Annotated in this window: 22 protein-coding genes and 1 pseudogene; 22 read left to right on the top strand and 1 reads right to left on the bottom strand. The window is 57.5% G+C overall.

Going from position 1 to position 14,159, the window contains the following annotated elements:
* The first annotated feature begins 446 nt into the window (after nt 1–446).
* The 22 genes and pseudogenes from rpsJ to ON14_RS05870 all read left to right on the top strand — a co-directional run bounded on the left by rpsJ (nt 447) and on the right by ON14_RS05870 (nt 12,227).
* On the top strand, nt 447–755 hold the full coding sequence (gene rpsJ, locus ON14_RS05975; RefSeq protein WP_009773132.1) for a 30S ribosomal protein S10: 309 nt from the start codon (nt 447–449) through the stop codon (nt 753–755).
* A 40-nt stretch (nt 756–795) separates the two neighbouring features.
* Complete coding sequence (gene rplC, locus ON14_RS05970; RefSeq protein WP_010203835.1) at nt 796–1,446, top strand: 50S ribosomal protein L3; 651 nt, start codon at nt 796–798, stop codon at nt 1,444–1,446.
* Between the two features lie 5 nt (nt 1,447–1,451).
* Nucleotides 1,452–2,111 (top strand): 50S ribosomal protein L4, encoded by a 660-nt coding sequence (rplD, locus tag ON14_RS05965; protein WP_010203834.1) that lies wholly within the window; start codon nt 1,452–1,454, stop codon nt 2,109–2,111.
* Nucleotides 2,108–2,407, top strand: a complete 300-nt coding sequence (rplW, locus tag ON14_RS05960; protein ID WP_010203832.1) for a 50S ribosomal protein L23 — start codon at nt 2,108–2,110, stop codon at nt 2,405–2,407. Before rplD ends, rplW begins: the two co-directional genes overlap by 4 nt.
* Before the next feature lie 17 nt (nt 2,408–2,424).
* Nucleotides 2,425–3,264 (top strand): 50S ribosomal protein L2, encoded by an 840-nt coding sequence (gene rplB, locus ON14_RS05955; RefSeq protein ID WP_009773128.1) that lies wholly within the window; start codon nt 2,425–2,427, stop codon nt 3,262–3,264.
* Nucleotides 3,265–3,279: 15 nt separating this feature from the next.
* A complete protein-coding gene (rpsS, locus tag ON14_RS05950; RefSeq protein ID WP_009773127.1) occupies nt 3,280–3,561 on the top strand; it encodes a 30S ribosomal protein S19 in 282 nt (93 codons plus the stop codon).
* Between the two features lie 24 nt (nt 3,562–3,585).
* Nucleotides 3,586–3,978: a 50S ribosomal protein L22 gene (gene rplV, locus ON14_RS05945; protein WP_010203830.1), complete on the top strand. Its 393-nt coding sequence runs from the start codon at nt 3,586–3,588 to the stop codon at nt 3,976–3,978.
* Entirely contained in the window at nt 3,978–4,823 is an 846-nt protein-coding gene (rpsC, locus tag ON14_RS05940) for a 30S ribosomal protein S3 (protein WP_010203829.1), read from the top strand. Before rplV ends, rpsC begins: the two co-directional genes overlap by 1 nt.
* A 2-nt stretch (nt 4,824–4,825) precedes the next feature.
* Entirely contained in the window at nt 4,826–5,245 is a 420-nt protein-coding gene (gene rplP / locus ON14_RS05935; protein WP_010203827.1) for a 50S ribosomal protein L16, read from the top strand.
* On the top strand, nt 5,245–5,577 hold the full coding sequence (gene rpmC, locus ON14_RS16300; protein ID WP_010203826.1) for a 50S ribosomal protein L29: 333 nt from the start codon (nt 5,245–5,247) through the stop codon (nt 5,575–5,577). Before rplP ends, rpmC begins: the two co-directional genes overlap by 1 nt.
* 2 nt (nt 5,578–5,579) lie before the next feature.
* Nucleotides 5,580–5,876: a 30S ribosomal protein S17 gene (gene rpsQ, locus ON14_RS05925; protein WP_010203825.1), complete on the top strand. Its 297-nt coding sequence runs from the start codon at nt 5,580–5,582 to the stop codon at nt 5,874–5,876.
* Complete coding sequence (gene rplN / locus ON14_RS05920; protein ID WP_010203824.1) at nt 5,876–6,247, top strand: 50S ribosomal protein L14; 372 nt, start codon at nt 5,876–5,878, stop codon at nt 6,245–6,247. The genes rpsQ and rplN overlap by 1 nt, the downstream gene beginning before the upstream one ends.
* A gap of 2 nt (nt 6,248–6,249) precedes the next feature.
* A pseudogene (gene rplX, locus ON14_RS05915) lies at nt 6,250–6,585 on the top strand (50S ribosomal protein L24); the annotation flags it as partial.
* Between the two features lie 95 nt (nt 6,586–6,680).
* Complete coding sequence (gene rplE, locus ON14_RS05910; RefSeq protein ID WP_010203818.1) at nt 6,681–7,271, top strand: 50S ribosomal protein L5; 591 nt, start codon at nt 6,681–6,683, stop codon at nt 7,269–7,271.
* A gap of 73 nt (nt 7,272–7,344) precedes the next feature.
* On the top strand, nt 7,345–7,743 hold the full coding sequence (rpsH, locus tag ON14_RS05905) for a 30S ribosomal protein S8 (protein ID WP_010203816.1): 399 nt from the start codon (nt 7,345–7,347) through the stop codon (nt 7,741–7,743).
* Between the two features lie 6 nt (nt 7,744–7,749).
* The gene (rplF, locus tag ON14_RS05900; protein ID WP_010203814.1) at nt 7,750–8,286 is read left to right on the top strand and encodes a 50S ribosomal protein L6; all 537 of its coding nucleotides are present in this window, start codon (nt 7,750–7,752) and stop codon (nt 8,284–8,286) included.
* 2 nt (nt 8,287–8,288) lie between these two features.
* Nucleotides 8,289–8,660: a 50S ribosomal protein L18 gene (gene rplR / locus ON14_RS05895; protein WP_010203813.1), complete on the top strand. Its 372-nt coding sequence runs from the start codon at nt 8,289–8,291 to the stop codon at nt 8,658–8,660.
* Nucleotides 8,657–9,382 (top strand): 30S ribosomal protein S5, encoded by a 726-nt coding sequence (rpsE, locus tag ON14_RS05890; protein ID WP_010203812.1) that lies wholly within the window; start codon nt 8,657–8,659, stop codon nt 9,380–9,382. The genes rplR and rpsE overlap by 4 nt, the downstream gene beginning before the upstream one ends.
* Nucleotides 9,382–9,573: a 50S ribosomal protein L30 gene (gene rpmD, locus ON14_RS05885; protein WP_010203811.1), complete on the top strand. Its 192-nt coding sequence runs from the start codon at nt 9,382–9,384 to the stop codon at nt 9,571–9,573. Before rpsE ends, rpmD begins: the two co-directional genes overlap by 1 nt.
* A complete protein-coding gene (rplO, locus tag ON14_RS05880) occupies nt 9,566–10,183 on the top strand; it encodes a 50S ribosomal protein L15 (RefSeq protein ID WP_010203810.1) in 618 nt (205 codons plus the stop codon). Before rpmD ends, rplO begins: the two co-directional genes overlap by 8 nt.
* Before the next feature lie 125 nt (nt 10,184–10,308).
* The gene (gene secY, locus ON14_RS05875; RefSeq protein WP_010203805.1) at nt 10,309–11,631 is read left to right on the top strand and encodes a preprotein translocase subunit SecY; all 1,323 of its coding nucleotides are present in this window, start codon (nt 10,309–10,311) and stop codon (nt 11,629–11,631) included.
* Entirely contained in the window at nt 11,628–12,227 is a 600-nt protein-coding gene (locus ON14_RS05870; protein WP_010203803.1) for an adenylate kinase, read from the top strand. Before secY ends, ON14_RS05870 begins: the two co-directional genes overlap by 4 nt.
* On the opposite strand, the gene ON14_RS05865 is transcribed toward ON14_RS05870, so the two are convergent.
* Nucleotides 12,224–14,131, bottom strand: coding sequence for a BglG family transcription antiterminator (locus ON14_RS05865; protein ID WP_141629954.1), 1,908 nt, complete (start codon nt 14,129–14,131; stop codon nt 12,224–12,226). The two genes, ON14_RS05870 and ON14_RS05865, sit on opposite strands and share 4 nt — an antisense overlap.
* Between the last annotated feature and the right edge of the window lie 28 nt (nt 14,132–14,159).

Raw genomic sequence — 14,159 nt, 5'->3', positions numbered from 1 at the left:
CCTCAAAATTCCGACACGCCCGGGTTGCAGCAAATGCCCGAATGTGACAGACTCTTCTAGTTCAACACTTCGCCGCCACGTGCGTGCGAATCACTCCCAGGCAGTGCATAGTTCCACAACGTGTGTTTCACGCAGAGCGTGTTTCTCACATCGTGTAGTAGCTAGGCCGCGGGGAGCAGAACCAAGCTTAACCAACTCCCCACAACTTCTTGAAAAAGAACATTTCCTTGAAAGAGGCAATGGTGCGGGGAGAGTTTGTGCCGGCTCGCCGGCACATTCCCCTCGCGGTTTCGCGAGTTGGTATCACAAGCAGTGACAGCAAGAACTTGACAGATAAATAGTGGTGCGAAAGCAGAAGTGCTGAGCTTCTTCGGGTGGCAACATCCGGCGTCGAACAGCCCAGTTGCCCGCAGTGCAGCCAAAGTACTAAGGGAAGAGAGCCAGTCATGGCGGGACAAAAAATCCGCATTCGACTTAAGTCGTACGACCACGAGGTCATCGACTCGTCGGCACGCAAAATTGTTGACACGGTTACCCGCGCGGGTGCCACGGTAGTAGGCCCAGTGCCGCTGCCCACCGAGAAGAACGTGATTGCGGTTATCCGCTCTCCCCACAAGTACAAGGACAGCCGCGAGCACTTCGAGAAGCGCACCCACAAGCGGCTCATCGACATCATCGACCCGACGCCTAAGGCTGTGGATTCGCTTATGCGTCTCGACCTGCCGGCTGACGTCAACATCGAGATCAAGCTTTAGCTCGCGCAGTTATTGAGCGACAGAGCCGATAAGGAAAATAATGTCTATAACTAAGACGACTAAGGGTCTGCTGGGCAAGAAGCTCGGTATGACTCAGGTTTGGGACGAGAACAACAAGCTCGTTCCCGTGACTGTTGTCGAAATCACCCCGAACGTTGTTACGCAGCTGCGTAGCCTCGAGGTTGATGGATACAGCGCAGTCCAGATCGCGTACGGCCAGATTGACCCTCGTAAGGTCAACAAGCCGCTTACGGGTCACTTCGACAAGGCAGGCGTTACGCCTCGCCGTCACATCACCGAGATTCGCACTCCTGACGCCGCGGAATACACCGTTGGCCAAGAGCTTGCAGTCGACATCTTCACCCCAGGCTCGAAGGTCGACGTTGTCGGCACGAGCAAGGGTAAGGGTTTCGCCGGTGTTATGAAGCGACACAACTTCAAGGGTGTTTCTGCGAGCCACGGTTCGCACCGCAACCACCGCAAGCCTGGTTCCATTGGTGCCTCGTCGACCCCCAGCCGTGTCTTCAAGGGCATGCGCATGGCCGGTCGTATGGGTGGTGACCGGGTAACGGTCATGAACCTCGCCGTCCACGCGATCGACCTTGAGAAGGGACTCGTGCTCATCAAGGGCGCCGTTCCCGGAGCTCGCGGTCGCATCGTCTTCGTCCGCAACGCAGTGAAGGGGGCGTAGTACACATGGCTACCTCCATCGACGTCATCGACGCCAAGGGCAAGAAGGTTGATTCTGTTGAGCTTCCCGCCGAGATCTTCGACGTGCAGACCAACGTTCCCCTCATCCACCAAGTTGTTGTCGCTCAGCGCGCAGCAGCACGTCAGGGTACGCACAACACCCTGCGTCGCGGTGAAGTTTCGGGTTCGGGTCGCAAGCCGTTCAAGCAGAAGGGAACCGGTCGCGCTCGTCAGGGCTCGATCCGTGCTCCTCAGATGAAGGGTGGTGGAATCGTTCACGGTCCACACCCGCGTGACTACTCACAGCGCACCCCCAAGAAGATGATTGCTGCAGCACTTCGCGGCACTCTGTCTGACCGGGCCCGCGGTGAGCGCATTCACGTCATCGACGCTCTCGCTGTAGAAGGCAAGCCTTCGACGAAGACTGTCTTGGCGTTGCTCACGAGCATCGCGCCGAGCAAGAACGTTCTCGTTGTTCTTCAGCGCGATGATGCAACCAGCCTCAAGAGCATTCGCAACCTCGACGCGGTTCACGTGTTGACGTTCGACCAGCTCAACGCCTACGACGTCGTCGTCAGCGACGACATCGTGTTCACCAAGGGCGCGTTCGACGCATTCGTTGCGTTCAACACCAAGTCTTCGAACAAGGAAGAGGTCAGCGCATGACCGTCACGTACAAGGACCCACGCGACATCATCATCGCTCCCGTGGTTTCCGAGAAGAGCTACAACCTGATCGACATGGGAAAGTACACCTTCGAGGTTGACCCCCGTGCGAACAAGACCGAGATCAAGCTCGCTATCGAGAAGATCTTCAGTGTCAAGGTTGATTCGGTTAACACGTTGAACCGCACGGGCAAGACTCGCCGCACTCGGTTCGGTATGGGAAAGCGCAAAGACACCAAGCGCGCCATCGTCACGCTCAAGTCCGGTTCTATCGACATCTTCACCGCTGTCGGCTAAGGACCAAGGAGAAACTAATGGCTATTCGCAAGTACAAGCCCACGACGCCTGGTCGCCGTGGATCCTCGGTTGCAGACTTTGCTGAGATCACCCGTTCGACCCCAGAGAAGTCGCTTCTGCGCCCTCTGCCGAAGACTGGTGGCCGCAACAACGCAGGTCGCATCACGAGCCGTCACGTTGGTGGTGGCCACAAGCGCCAGTACCGCGTCATCGACTTCAAGCGCAACGACAAAGACGGCGTAAACGCCCGCGTTGCCGAGATCGAGTACGACCCCAACCGCACTGCACGTATCGCACTGCTTCACTTTGTTGATGGCAGCAAGCGTTACATCATTGCGCCAAACAAGCTCAAGCAGGGCGACATCATCGAGTCGGGTGCTGGTGCTGACATCAAGCCAGGCAACAACCTGCCGATGAAGAACATCCCCGTGGGTACGGTCATTCACATGATCGAGCTTCGCCCCGGTGGTGGCGCCAAGATGGCCCGCTCCGCAGGCGCATCTGTTCGACTCGTTGCAAAAGAAGGCCCCTACGCGCAGCTGCGTTTGCCTTCCGGAGAAATCCGCAACGTTGACGTTCGTTGCCGTGCAACGATCGGCGAGGTCGGCAACGCCGAGCAGTCGAACATCAACTGGGGTAAGGCCGGCCGCATGCGCTGGAAGGGCGTTCGCCCGACCGTCCGTGGTGTTGCCATGAACCCCGTCGACCACCCCCACGGTGGTGGTGAGGGTAAGACGTCCGGTGGACGTCACCCCGTTTCCCCTTGGGGCCAGGCAGAGGGGCGCACTCGTAAGCGCAAACTGCCCAGTGACAAGCTCATCGTTCGCCGCCGCAATGTCGGCAAGAAGCGCAAGTAGTAGGAGAGTCAGAAGATGCCACGCAGTCTGAAGAAGGGCCCCTTCGTCGACGACCACCTCCTACAAAAGGTTGTCAAGGCGAACGAAGCCAAGAGCAAGAACGTAATCAAGACCTGGTCGCGCCGCTCAATGATCGTTCCAGCAATGCTGGGTCACACGATCGCGGTTCACGATGGTCGCAAGCACATTCCGGTATTCATCACGGAAACCATGGTTGGTCACAAGCTCGGCGAGTTCTCGCCGACACGTACCTTCCGCGGACACGTGAAGGACGACAAGAAGGGTCGTCGCCGCTAACGCGGTGGCGTAGGAGGTAGAGAAATGGTGGAGTCGATCGCACGTGTGCGTCACATCCGCGTGACCCCTATGAAGGCTCGTCGCGTTGTCAACATGATCCGCGGCAAGCAAGCACAGGAAGCGCTAGCAATTTTGAAGTTCGCCCCCCAGGGCGCGAGCGAGCCCGTGTACAAGCTGGTTGCTTCGGCAATCGCTAACGCACGAGTCAAGGCAGATGCGTCGAACAGCTTCTTGGACGAACAAGATCTGATCATCTCGAAGGCGTTTGTCGATGATGGAGCCACGTTGAAGCGTTTCCAGCCGCGTGCCCAGGGCCGTGCGTTCCAGATTCTGAAGCGCACCAGCCACATCACGATTGTTCTGGCCACGCCAGACCACGTCGTTGAAGCCAAGGCCGACAAGGCAGGGAAGAAGTAATGGGACAGAAGGTAAACCCCTACGGTTTCCGTCTGGGAATCACCACCGACCACGTGTCGCGTTGGTTCTCTGACAGCACCAAGGTGGGTCAGCGTTACAGCGATTACGTTGCAGAAGACGTAAAGATCCGTAACCTGCTCAAGTCGAACCTCGACCGCGCAGGTGTCGCTCGCATTGAAATCGAGCGCACCCGTGACCGTGTTCGTGTTGACATTCACACCGCCCGTCCGGGCATCGTGATCGGTCGCCGCGGCGCCGAAGCAGAGCGTATTCGTGGAGAGCTCGAAAAGCTCTCCGGTAAGCAGATTCAGCTCAACATCCTCGAGGTCAAGAACCCCGAGGCTGAAGCTCAGCTCGTTGCACAGGGAATCGCCGAGCAGCTTGCTGCTCGTGTGGCTTTCCGCCGTGCGATGCGTAAGGGTCTTCAGGGTGCTCAGCGCGTAGGTTCCGTCAAGGGTGTTCGCATCCAGGTATCGGGTCGTTTGGGTGGCGCAGAAATGAGCCGTTCAGAGTACTACCGTGAAGGTCGCGTACCGCTGCACACGCTTCGCGCAAACATCGACTACGGCTTCTATGAAGCCAAGACGACTTTCGGTCGCATCGGTGTCAAGGTATGGGTCTACAAGGGCGATATCACCAACAAGGAGCTCGCTCGCGAGCAGGCTAACCAGAAGTCGTCACGCCCAGAGCGTCGCGATGGTGGCGACCGTGGTGGTCGTCGTACCGGTGGCCCTTCGTCCGCACCAAAGGCTGAAGCCCCCAAGGCTGAGGCCCCTAAGGCAGAAGCACCGAAGGCAGAAGCTCCTAAGGCTGACGCAACGGTTGCAGCAGGAGTTGAGGCATAACAATGTTGATTCCGCGTAAGGTCAGGTACCGCAAGCAGCACCACCCCTCCCGTAGCGGCCACGCTACTGGTGGAACCACGGTGTCGTTTGGCGAGTATGGAATTCAAGCTTTGACGCCGGCATACGTTACGAACCGCCAGATTGAGGCAGCTCGTATCGCTATGACGCGTCACATCAAGCGTGGTGGAAAGGTGTGGATCAACATCTACCCCGACCGCCCGCTAACCAAGAAGCCTGCTGAAACCCGCATGGGTTCCGGTAAGGGTTCGCCCGAGTGGTGGGTCGCCAACGTCAAGCCAGGTCGCGTGCTCTTCGAGCTCAGCGGCGTGGACGAGACAACTGCGCGCGAAGCACTCACTCGTGCAATTCACAAGCTGCCCCTCAAGGCACGCATCATCAAGCGCGAGGAGGGCGACGCATAATGGCGATCGGATCCAAGGAGCTAGCCCCAGTCGAGCTAGACACTTTTGAAGACGAAAGACTCATTGACGAACTGAAGAAGGCGAAGGAAGAACTTTTCAACCTTCGTTTCCAGGCCGCAACGGGTCAACTGGAAAGCCACGGACGTATTCGCGCTGTCAAGCGCGACATCGCTCGCATCTACACGGTCATCCGTGAGCGCGAGCTGGGTATCCGTGCAACTCCTGCTGCTATTGAGGCTCCTGCCAAGGAAACCAAGAAGCGCAGCACCAAGAAGGCTGACGCCGCGGCTGAACCCGCAGCAGACGCCACCGACGAGACGAAGGAGGCGTAGTCATGGCCAAGGTTGAAGACAACAAGACCGCGGAGACCGCCGAGGTCGCTCGTGGGTACCGTAAGACCCGTCGCGGAATCGTAACGAGCGACAAGATGGACAAAACCATCGTTGTCATCGTTGAAGACCGCGTAAAGCACCCGTTGTACGGCAAGGTCATCCGCCGTAACTCCAAGGTGAAGGTCCACGATGAGGCCAACACGGCCGGCATCGGTGACTCCGTACTTATCAGCGAGACCCGTCCGCTCAGCGCCACGAAGCGCTGGCGTCTGGTCGAGATCCTCGAAAAGGCTAAGTAATGCTTCAGCAGGAATCCCGAGTAAAGGTTGCCGATAACACCGGCGCCAAGGAGCTCCTCACGATTCGCGTTCTCGGTGGCTCAGGCCGTCGTTACGCAGGTCTCGGCGATGTCATTGTGGCAACCGTAAAAGACGCGATCCCTGGCGGAAACGTCAAGAAGGGTGAGGTCGTCAAGGCCGTCATCGTTCGCGTCATCAAGCAGACTCGTCGTTCAGACGGTTCTTACATCAAGTTTGATGAGAACGCTGCCGTAATCCTTAAGTCCGATGGTGGGGACCCCCGTGGTACCCGCATCTTCGGACCGGTCGGCCGTGAGCTTCGTGACAAGAAGTTCATGAAGATCATCTCTCTCGCACCGGAGGTGCTGTAGTTATGGCAAAGATTCGCAAGGGTGACCTCGTACAGGTCATCAGCGGCCCGACCCAAGAGCGCGGCGGAAGCCGCGGCAAGCAGGGTCGCGTTATCAGTGTGATCGCTGGAAAAGATCGCGTTGTCGTGGAGGGTGTCAACTTTGTCACCAAGCACGTCAAGGTTGGTCAGACTCAGCGTGGCACCAAGACCGGTGGCATCGAGACGATGGAGGCACCAATTCACGTGTCGAACATCGCCCTCGTTGACCCCGAGACCAAGCTCCCGGCTCGCGTTGGCTTCACTGTCGGCACCGATGACCGTGGAAAGACCACGCGCGAGCGCTTCTTCAAGAAGTCGCGCCGCGTAGAGACCAAGAAGTCGAAGGCAGCTAAGGCTGAGCCCAAGGCCTCGACGAAGGATGCCGAAACGGCAACCGAGAAGGACGCAGACTAATGACGACGACTGCACCTGCTGCTGGCAAAATCCAGCCGCGCCTCAAGCAGAAGTACCGCACTGAACTTGCGGAACAGCTCAAGAAGGATCTTGGCCTGACCAACGTTCACCAGATTCCGGGGATCGTCAAGGTCGTCGTGAACACTGGTGTTGGTGAAGCAGCTCGCGACGGAAAGATCATCGATGGGGCCGTCAAGGACCTCACCGCGATCACCGGTCAGAAGCCCTACGTAACGAGCGCTCGCAAGTCGATTGCTCAGTTCAAGCTTCGTGAAGGACAGCCCATTGGCGCACACGTCACCCTCCGTGGTGACCGCGCTTGGGAATTCCTTGACCGCCTGATCTCGCTCGCGCTTCCTCGTATCCGCGACTTCCGTGGCCTTTCGGACAAGCAGTTCGACGGCAACGGTAACTACACGTTCGGCCTCACGGAGCAGTCAATGTTCCACGAGATCGATCAGGACAAGATTGACCGCGTTCGCGGTTTCGATATCACTATCGTTACCACTGCAAAGAACAACGAAGAGGGTCGCGCGCTGTTGAAGGCACTCGGCTTCCCGTTCCGTTCAGCAGAGAACGCAACTAACTAACCAAGTAACACCGATCGACCAGGTCGGCATTCGTGTAACGGATGCCGAAACCAGTTGAGACAGGAAACACATAATGACAATGACAGATCCGGTCGCTGACATGCTGACCAGACTGCGCAACGCCAATTCGGCGCACCACGACAGCGTTTCAATGCCTAACAGCAAGCTGAAGTCGCGCCTGGCCGAAATGCTCAAGGCCGAGGGATACATCCTCAGCTGGAGCACCGAGGACGCTCGCGTGGGCCAGACCCTCACGATCGAACTCAAGTACGGCCCCACTCGCGAGCGTTCCATCAAGGGAATCAAGCGCGTTTCGAAGCCCGGCCTTCGTGTATACGCTCGCTCAACCGAAATCCCCAAGGTTCTTGGCGGACTCGGTGTGGCCATTTTGTCCACCTCCTCTGGTCTATTGACCGACAAAGAGGCGACTAAGAAGGGCGTAGGTGGGGAAGTCCTCGCTTACGTGTGGTAACTCAAAATGTCACGTATCGGAAGACTTCCTATTGACGTCCCCGCTGGTGTCACAATCACCATCGACGGACAAAACGTTGCGGTAAAGGGCCCGAAGGGTGAGCTTGCTCTCACCGTCAAGGCTCCTATCGCGGTTGCGCTCGAAGAGGGACAGGTTCTTGTAACCCGTCCGAACGACGAGCGCGAATCGCGTTCGCTTCACGGCCTGACTCGTACGCTCATCGCTAACCAGATCGTCGGTGTCACCGACGGTTACACCAAGGGCCTCGAGGTCGTTGGTACTGGTTACCGCGTTACAGCAAAGGGCAGCTCAGTTGAGTTTGCTCTCGGGTACTCACACTCGATCACCGTTGACCCGCCCGCAGGCATCAGCTTTGCGGTCGAGGGAAACAACAAACTAGTTGTCAGCGGCATCGACAAGCAGGCGGTTGGCGAAGTAGCAGCCAACATTCGTAAATTGCGCAAGCCAGAGCCTTACAAGGGCAAGGGTGTGCGCTACGCCGGCGAAATCGTTCGTCGCAAGGCCGGAAAGAGTGGTAAGTAGACATGGCTCTCGGAACCAGAGGTAAGAGCAAGTCGGCAGCCAAGGGTCGCCGGCACGCACGTCTCCGCAAGAAGGTTGTGGGCACTGAGGTGCGCCCCCGTCTCGTGGTCACGCGTTCAGCGCGTCACGTATTCGTCCAGGTTGTCGATGACTCCAAGGGCATCACTGTCGCTTCGGCGTCGACCATGGAATCTGACATGCGTACGTTCGATGGCGACAAGACCGCCAAGGCACGCAAGATCGGTGAAATGGTTGCAGAACGCGCCAAGCTCGCCGGTGTTGAAGCCGTCGTATTTGATCGTGGTGGAAGCCGCTACGCAGGTCGCGTTGCAGCTATCGCCGACGGAGCGCGAGAGGGTGGATTGAACCTGTGAGCGACAACGTGGACAACAAGACAACTAACAAGGAGCAGGCCGTGGCCGCTGAGGCGACTAGCGCCATCTCCGTACCTGAGGTCGTCGTAGACGCCCCAGCAACCGACGTCACAAGCGAGCCTCGCGAGGCTCGTCGTGGCGGCCGTGAGCGTGGCCCTGACCGTGGTGGCCGTGGCGGAAACAACAGCCGCGACAACGACAAGAACCAGTTCCTGGAGCGCGTCGTCACCATCAACCGTGTATCGAAGGTCGTCAAGGGTGGTCGTCGCTTTAGCTTCACCGCTCTCGTCGTCGTCGGTGACGGTAACGGTATGGTCGGTGTCGGTTACGGCAAGGCTCGCGAAGTTCCTCTCGCGATCTCAAAGGGCGTTGAAGAGGCGAAGAAGAACTTCTTCCGCGTTCCTCGCGTCGCCGCATCGATTCCCCACTCCGTTCAGGGTGAGGCTGCTGCAGGCGTAGTTCTGCTGCGTCCCGCATCTGCCGGTACTGGTGTTATCGCTGGTGGACCCGTTCGTGCCGTACTCGAGTGCGCTGGAATTCACGACGTTCTCAGCAAGTCACTCGGTTCCTCGAACACGATCAACATCGTTCACGCAACGGTCGCAGCACTCAAGCAGCTCGAAGAGCCTCGCTCGGTTGCCGCTCGTCGTGGTCTCGATGCAGAACACGTTATCCCGGCACGCTTGTTGCGCGCCGAGGCTGAAGCTAAGGCAGGTGTCTGATGGCTGGTCGCTTGAAGGTAACCCAAATCAAGTCCAAAATTAGTGAGAAGCAGAATCAACGCGACACTTTGCGCAGCCTCGGGCTGAAGCGCATCGGTGCTGTTGTTATTCGCGAGGACAACTCGCAGAACCGTGGTTACGTCAACACGGTTGCTCACCTTGTCAAGGTCGAGGAGATTGATAATGGCTGACGAGAAAGAAACTCCAAAGAAGGCACCTGCTGCCAAGAAGGCTGCTCCTGCAAAGGCTGCAGCTGACAAGGCACCCGCGGCTAAGGCACCCGCCACGAAGGCTCCTGCAAAGTCGACCGCTGCTAAGGCGTCGACCACGAAGAAGTCCTCGAGTGACGCTGTCGAAAGCCGCCCGCAGGTCCTGAAGATGCACCACCTCCGTCCGGCTGCAGGCGCAAAGAAAGACCGTATGCGCGTCGGCCGTGGTGAAGGCTCGAAGGGTAAGACCGCGGGTCGTGGAACCAAGGGAACCAAGGCGCGTTACAACATGCGTCTCGGCTTCGAAGCAGGAAATATCAACTTCGTAATGCGTGCACCTAAGTTGCGCGGATTCAAGAACCCTTTCCGCGTGGAGTACCAGGTTGTAAACCTAGAAAAACTCGCGGAACTGTACCCCAAGGGTGGCGATGTAACCATCGCTGATCTCGTGTCGAAGGGCGCCGTTCGTAAGAACGAAAAGGTCAAGGTTCTTGGTCAGGGTGATATTGCGGTTAAGCTGAACGTAGTAGTTGACAAGGTCTCCGGCTCAGCAGAGCAGAAGATCGTTGCGGCCGGCGGCTCGGTTCAGTAACTGTCACTGCGCAAAACGTTAGTTTCGCGCTGGTCACACCGGTGACCAAAGCAGACAGGATGGGTGGGGGATCCCGTAAAGGGGTTCCCCATTCGCCCGCAGTACATAGATAAATCGGAGGCCTTGTGTTCAAAGCTGTCGCGCGGATAGTCCGCACGCCTGATCTTCGCCGGAAGATCGGGTTCACACTAGGCATCATCGCGCTGTTTAGGCTCGGATCCTTCATCCCAGCGCCGTTCGTCGACTTCGGCAACGTTCAGCTGTGTCTCGCGGCTAACTCGTCCAGTGGCGGACTCTACGACCTCATCAACCTGTTCAGCGGTGGGGCGCTCCTTCAACTTTCCGTATTTGCGCTCGGAATCATGCCGTACATCACGGCATCGATCATCGTGCAACTACTTCGCGTGGTCATCCCGCACTTCGAAACTCTTCACAAAGAGGGCCAATCAGGCCAGTCAACTCTGACGCAGTACACGCGTTACCTCACGATCGCCTTGGCAATTCTGCAGTCGACGACGTTGATCACGGTTGCTCGCAGTGGCGCCCTGTTCCAGTCCGCCGGTGTTGCCGAATGTAGCCAGCTCATCACGAACGATGCGTGGTACGCGATTCTTCTTATGGTCATCACGATGACCGCCGGTACCGGCCTCATCATGTGGATGGGTGAGCTCGTAACCGAGCGCGGAATCGGCAACGGAATGTCGCTGCTGATCTTCACCTCGATCGCCGCAACATTCCCCAGCGCGCTCTGGGGCATCTACGTCAGCAGCGGAATCGAAATCTTCGTTCTTGTGTTGCTGATGGGAATCCTCATCATGGGCGCGGTTGTGTTCGTGGAGCAGTCTCAGCGACGCATCCCTGTTCAGTACGCCAAGCGGATGGTCGGCCGACGCACTTACGGCGGCAACAACACCTACATCCCGATCAAGGTCAACATGGCCGGCGTGATCCCCGTGATCTTTGCATCGTCGCTGTTGTACCTGCCCGCCTTGATCGCAAACTTCAACCAGCCACAAGCTGGTGAGACCCCTTCAGCGTGGGTCGTCTGGATTCAGAACAACCTCGTCTCCGGCGATAGCCCGATCTACATGATCGGATATTTCCTGCTGATCGTTGGCTTCACGTACTTCTACGTTGCAATTACTTTCAACCCCGAAGAAGTTGCCGACAACATGAAGAAGTACGGCGGATTCATTCCCGGTATTCGTGCAGGTCGTCCGACCGCTGAGTACTTGGACTACGTTCTGACTCGTGTAACTTTGCCAGGCTCGCTTTATCTCGGCCTTGTGGCAATGATTCCGTTGATCGCGTTTGTGGTCATCGGAGCCAACCAGAATTTCCCATTCGGCGGAGCAAGCATCCTGATTATCGTTGGTGTCGGTCTTGAGACCGTCAAGCAGATCGATTCGCAGTTGCAGCAGCGCCATTACGAAGGTTTGTTGCGTTGACTCGACTCCTATTGATAGGCCCACCCGGTGCAGGCAAGGGCACTCAAGCAGCGCGCCTCGCAGAGATCTACGGCATACCAGCCATCTCTACCGGAGACATCTTTCGCAGCAATGTGAAGAATGGAACCGAACTGGGCACGAAAGCCAAAGCCTTCATGGACGCTGGTGACAACGTCCCGGATTCTTTGACGAATGAGCTCATCCGCGATCGCCTTGAGGATGCTGACGCTCAAGATGGTTTCTTGCTTGACGGGTACCCCAGAACAACTGATCAGGTCCGGGAGCTCGACTCCTTTCTTGCGAGCCATGGTGCAGCACTAGACGCGGTTGTCGAGCTCGAAGCAGACCCTGAAGTAGTGGTCGCACGCTTGCGAAAGCGCGCGCTCGAGCAGGGCCGCAGCGACGACACCGAAGCGGTTGTCCGTCACCGGCTTGAGGTCTACAGCGAGCAGACGGCCCCGCTCGTCAAGATTTACGCATCTCGCGATGTTCTCGTAACCATCGATGCGCTTGGCGAAATCGATGCTGTGACGGAGCGAATCACCGAGGCGCTCGTTGAGCGTGGCATTGCTGCGGCAGACACAACTTCTCGCTAGTTTTCGATCCCTCGCACTAGCTCGTCGATGAAGGTCGGAAAGTCGACCGCCTTTCGAACAAGTTGTTGCACATAGTCACGGTCAGAAAACACCGTCACGAATTGGTCGAATACCGTTTGGAACGTGGTTCTGCCTGCCTCGCTAAAAGCGATGAGGGCGATGACGTTTACGCGGTTCTCACCCCACTGCATTGGAATCTCGTTAATGACGATACTGATCGCAGTGCGGTGGGCGTTCATCGTCATTGCATGGGGGACTGCCAGCGAGTCGGTAAAGGCAGTCGACGACATCCGCTCTCGTTCGATGGCGCCAACGATGTAGCCCTGGTCAATGACACCGGCATCGATCATCCGCACGCCCAAGGCTTCGATCATTGCTTCTTCGCTTGGAGCGGTGAAGTTGCGAAGGAATAGGGCGGGATCGAAGAATCGCAGAAGTTCGTCGGTGAGCGCACGGCGACGACGTTGCCGACGCACACGCCCAATCGTCTTGCGGATGTTCTCGATGTCGTTCTCGGTGAGAAACGGCTGAATCAACACGACGTTGTCAGCGAATGACCGCAGATCGATCGTCGTTAGGACCAGATCGGTCGTGAGTTCAGCTAGGTCAACATCGGTGCGCGTGATGACTATGCGGAGTTGAAGCTCGGTGCCCAAAACGGCCTCGATGCGTTCTCGCAGAATGACGTGTAGATCGTGATAGTTCGGGCACACAAGGGCTGCCGTAAGGCGAACTTCGCGTTTTGACTGGCGTTCCAAGTGTGAACCAACGTGGAGAGCGATGTACGAGATCTCGTCATCGTGAATCGAGATGCCTTCGCTGCGTTGCACTTCGGCGGCGATGAAAACGGCCAGTTCGTAGATCATCGGGTAGGTCGTTTTAATAGAGCGCGTCATTGGGTTTCGCGAGTACGACAAGTCCTGAGCGCGTGCGATCAGATTTCTGACATGCAGCGACAGGCGCATGATGAAGTCGTCGTCATCGAGATCAATGAGATATTCCTCACCGACGTGACGAACGGTTTGACGTACTCGAGCTATCAGCTGATCGAGGTCCACATCGGGAGCGTCATCGGAGTCGGAAGCCTTGGTGATGACGCGGGTGGTGAGCAGAATCTCGATCTCATTGAGTTCTTCGCGCGCCAAATGCACAGAAAAGTGGTTCGCGATCAGGGCCGCAAGTTCATTGGTGAACTGTGGCGCAGCGTCAGCGAGGCGCGGGCTGGTCGGCAGCGTCCTGTCGGCGGCGATTGCGACGTGCAACAGCACATGGTTGATTCCGTATTCATTGACGAAATAGCCGTGCGAGTCGAGAAGGTCGAGTAAAGACGTTTTGAAGCCACGCAGGTCGGATGCCTCGAACTCTCGTTGGATACTCTCAAGCTCCAAGAATCCTTGAGTCTCTTCATGGCGGAACATCTTGCTGAGCAGCCTCCGCAAGTTGGGCTCGGTGCCGGCCAGGATCACTAGCGACCCGCGTCGCGTGAGTGTGAGTCCGGACTCGGCAATAACCGCCTTGATCTTTCGCAGGTCGGCTTCAATCGTCGACTCGCTGACGAAGAAGCTCTCGGCGAGCGCGAAGATATCGACGCCCTCCGGAGAGTCCCCGAGCCGGCGCACGAGATGGTACTGCCGATCTCTGGGGCGTTCAGAGTCTCGATTGGATGCACCGCGCAGAAACTCTGCGTAGTTCTCTCGATGAAGCCGATACCCCGCTGTGGAGGATTCGATTACTTCCAAGGGGAGTGCGGAGGATTTAACCGCCGTGACATAACTGCGAACACTCCTGGTCGTGACACCGAGCTTGTCGGCGAGTTCGGCAGCGGTAACCCACGCCTCGGCTTGGGCGAGGTGTTCGATCAATCGCGCATGGTTATCGAGCATCAGATTTCTATTGTCCCGCATGAATGCTTCCGCGGGGGCGGAATGTTGT

Origin of the sequence: Salinibacterium sp. PAMC 21357, from assembly GCF_000247645.1 — a bacterium.
Taxonomy (GTDB): domain Bacteria; phylum Actinomycetota; class Actinomycetes; order Actinomycetales; family Microbacteriaceae; genus Rhodoglobus.
The sequence above is the reverse complement of the archived record's forward strand: the minus strand, read 5'-3'. Positions and strand labels throughout refer to the sequence as shown.

What these genes read in the sequence shown, in the direction of transcription:
- rpsJ (WP_009773132.1), top strand. Translation starts at nt 447, where the DNA reads ATGGCGGGACAAAAAATCCGCATTCGACTTAAGTCGTACGACCACGAG.
- rplC (WP_010203835.1), top strand. Translation starts at nt 796, where the DNA reads ATGTCTATAACTAAGACGACTAAGGGTCTGCTGGGCAAGAAGCTCGGT.
- rplD (WP_010203834.1), top strand. Translation starts at nt 1,452, where the DNA reads ATGGCTACCTCCATCGACGTCATCGACGCCAAGGGCAAGAAGGTTGAT.
- rplW (WP_010203832.1), top strand. Translation starts at nt 2,108, where the DNA reads ATGACCGTCACGTACAAGGACCCACGCGACATCATCATCGCTCCCGTG.
- rplB (WP_009773128.1), top strand. Translation starts at nt 2,425, where the DNA reads ATGGCTATTCGCAAGTACAAGCCCACGACGCCTGGTCGCCGTGGATCC.
- rpsS (WP_009773127.1), top strand. Translation starts at nt 3,280, where the DNA reads ATGCCACGCAGTCTGAAGAAGGGCCCCTTCGTCGACGACCACCTCCTA.
- rplV (WP_010203830.1), top strand. Translation starts at nt 3,586, where the DNA reads ATGGTGGAGTCGATCGCACGTGTGCGTCACATCCGCGTGACCCCTATG.
- rpsC (WP_010203829.1), top strand. Translation starts at nt 3,978, where the DNA reads ATGGGACAGAAGGTAAACCCCTACGGTTTCCGTCTGGGAATCACCACC.
- rplP (WP_010203827.1), top strand. Translation starts at nt 4,826, where the DNA reads ATGTTGATTCCGCGTAAGGTCAGGTACCGCAAGCAGCACCACCCCTCC.
- rpmC (WP_010203826.1), top strand. Translation starts at nt 5,245, where the DNA reads ATGGCGATCGGATCCAAGGAGCTAGCCCCAGTCGAGCTAGACACTTTT.
- rpsQ (WP_010203825.1), top strand. Translation starts at nt 5,580, where the DNA reads ATGGCCAAGGTTGAAGACAACAAGACCGCGGAGACCGCCGAGGTCGCT.
- rplN (WP_010203824.1), top strand. Translation starts at nt 5,876, where the DNA reads ATGCTTCAGCAGGAATCCCGAGTAAAGGTTGCCGATAACACCGGCGCC.
- rplE (WP_010203818.1), top strand. Translation starts at nt 6,681, where the DNA reads ATGACGACGACTGCACCTGCTGCTGGCAAAATCCAGCCGCGCCTCAAG.
- rpsH (WP_010203816.1), top strand. Translation starts at nt 7,345, where the DNA reads ATGACAATGACAGATCCGGTCGCTGACATGCTGACCAGACTGCGCAAC.
- rplF (WP_010203814.1), top strand. Translation starts at nt 7,750, where the DNA reads ATGTCACGTATCGGAAGACTTCCTATTGACGTCCCCGCTGGTGTCACA.
- rplR (WP_010203813.1), top strand. Translation starts at nt 8,289, where the DNA reads ATGGCTCTCGGAACCAGAGGTAAGAGCAAGTCGGCAGCCAAGGGTCGC.
- rpmD (WP_010203811.1), top strand. Translation starts at nt 9,382, where the DNA reads ATGGCTGGTCGCTTGAAGGTAACCCAAATCAAGTCCAAAATTAGTGAG.
- rplO (WP_010203810.1), top strand. Translation starts at nt 9,566, where the DNA reads ATGGCTGACGAGAAAGAAACTCCAAAGAAGGCACCTGCTGCCAAGAAG.
- ON14_RS05865 (WP_141629954.1), bottom strand. Translation starts at nt 14,131, where the DNA reads ATGCGGGACAATAGAAATCTGATGCTCGATAACCATGCGCGATTGATC.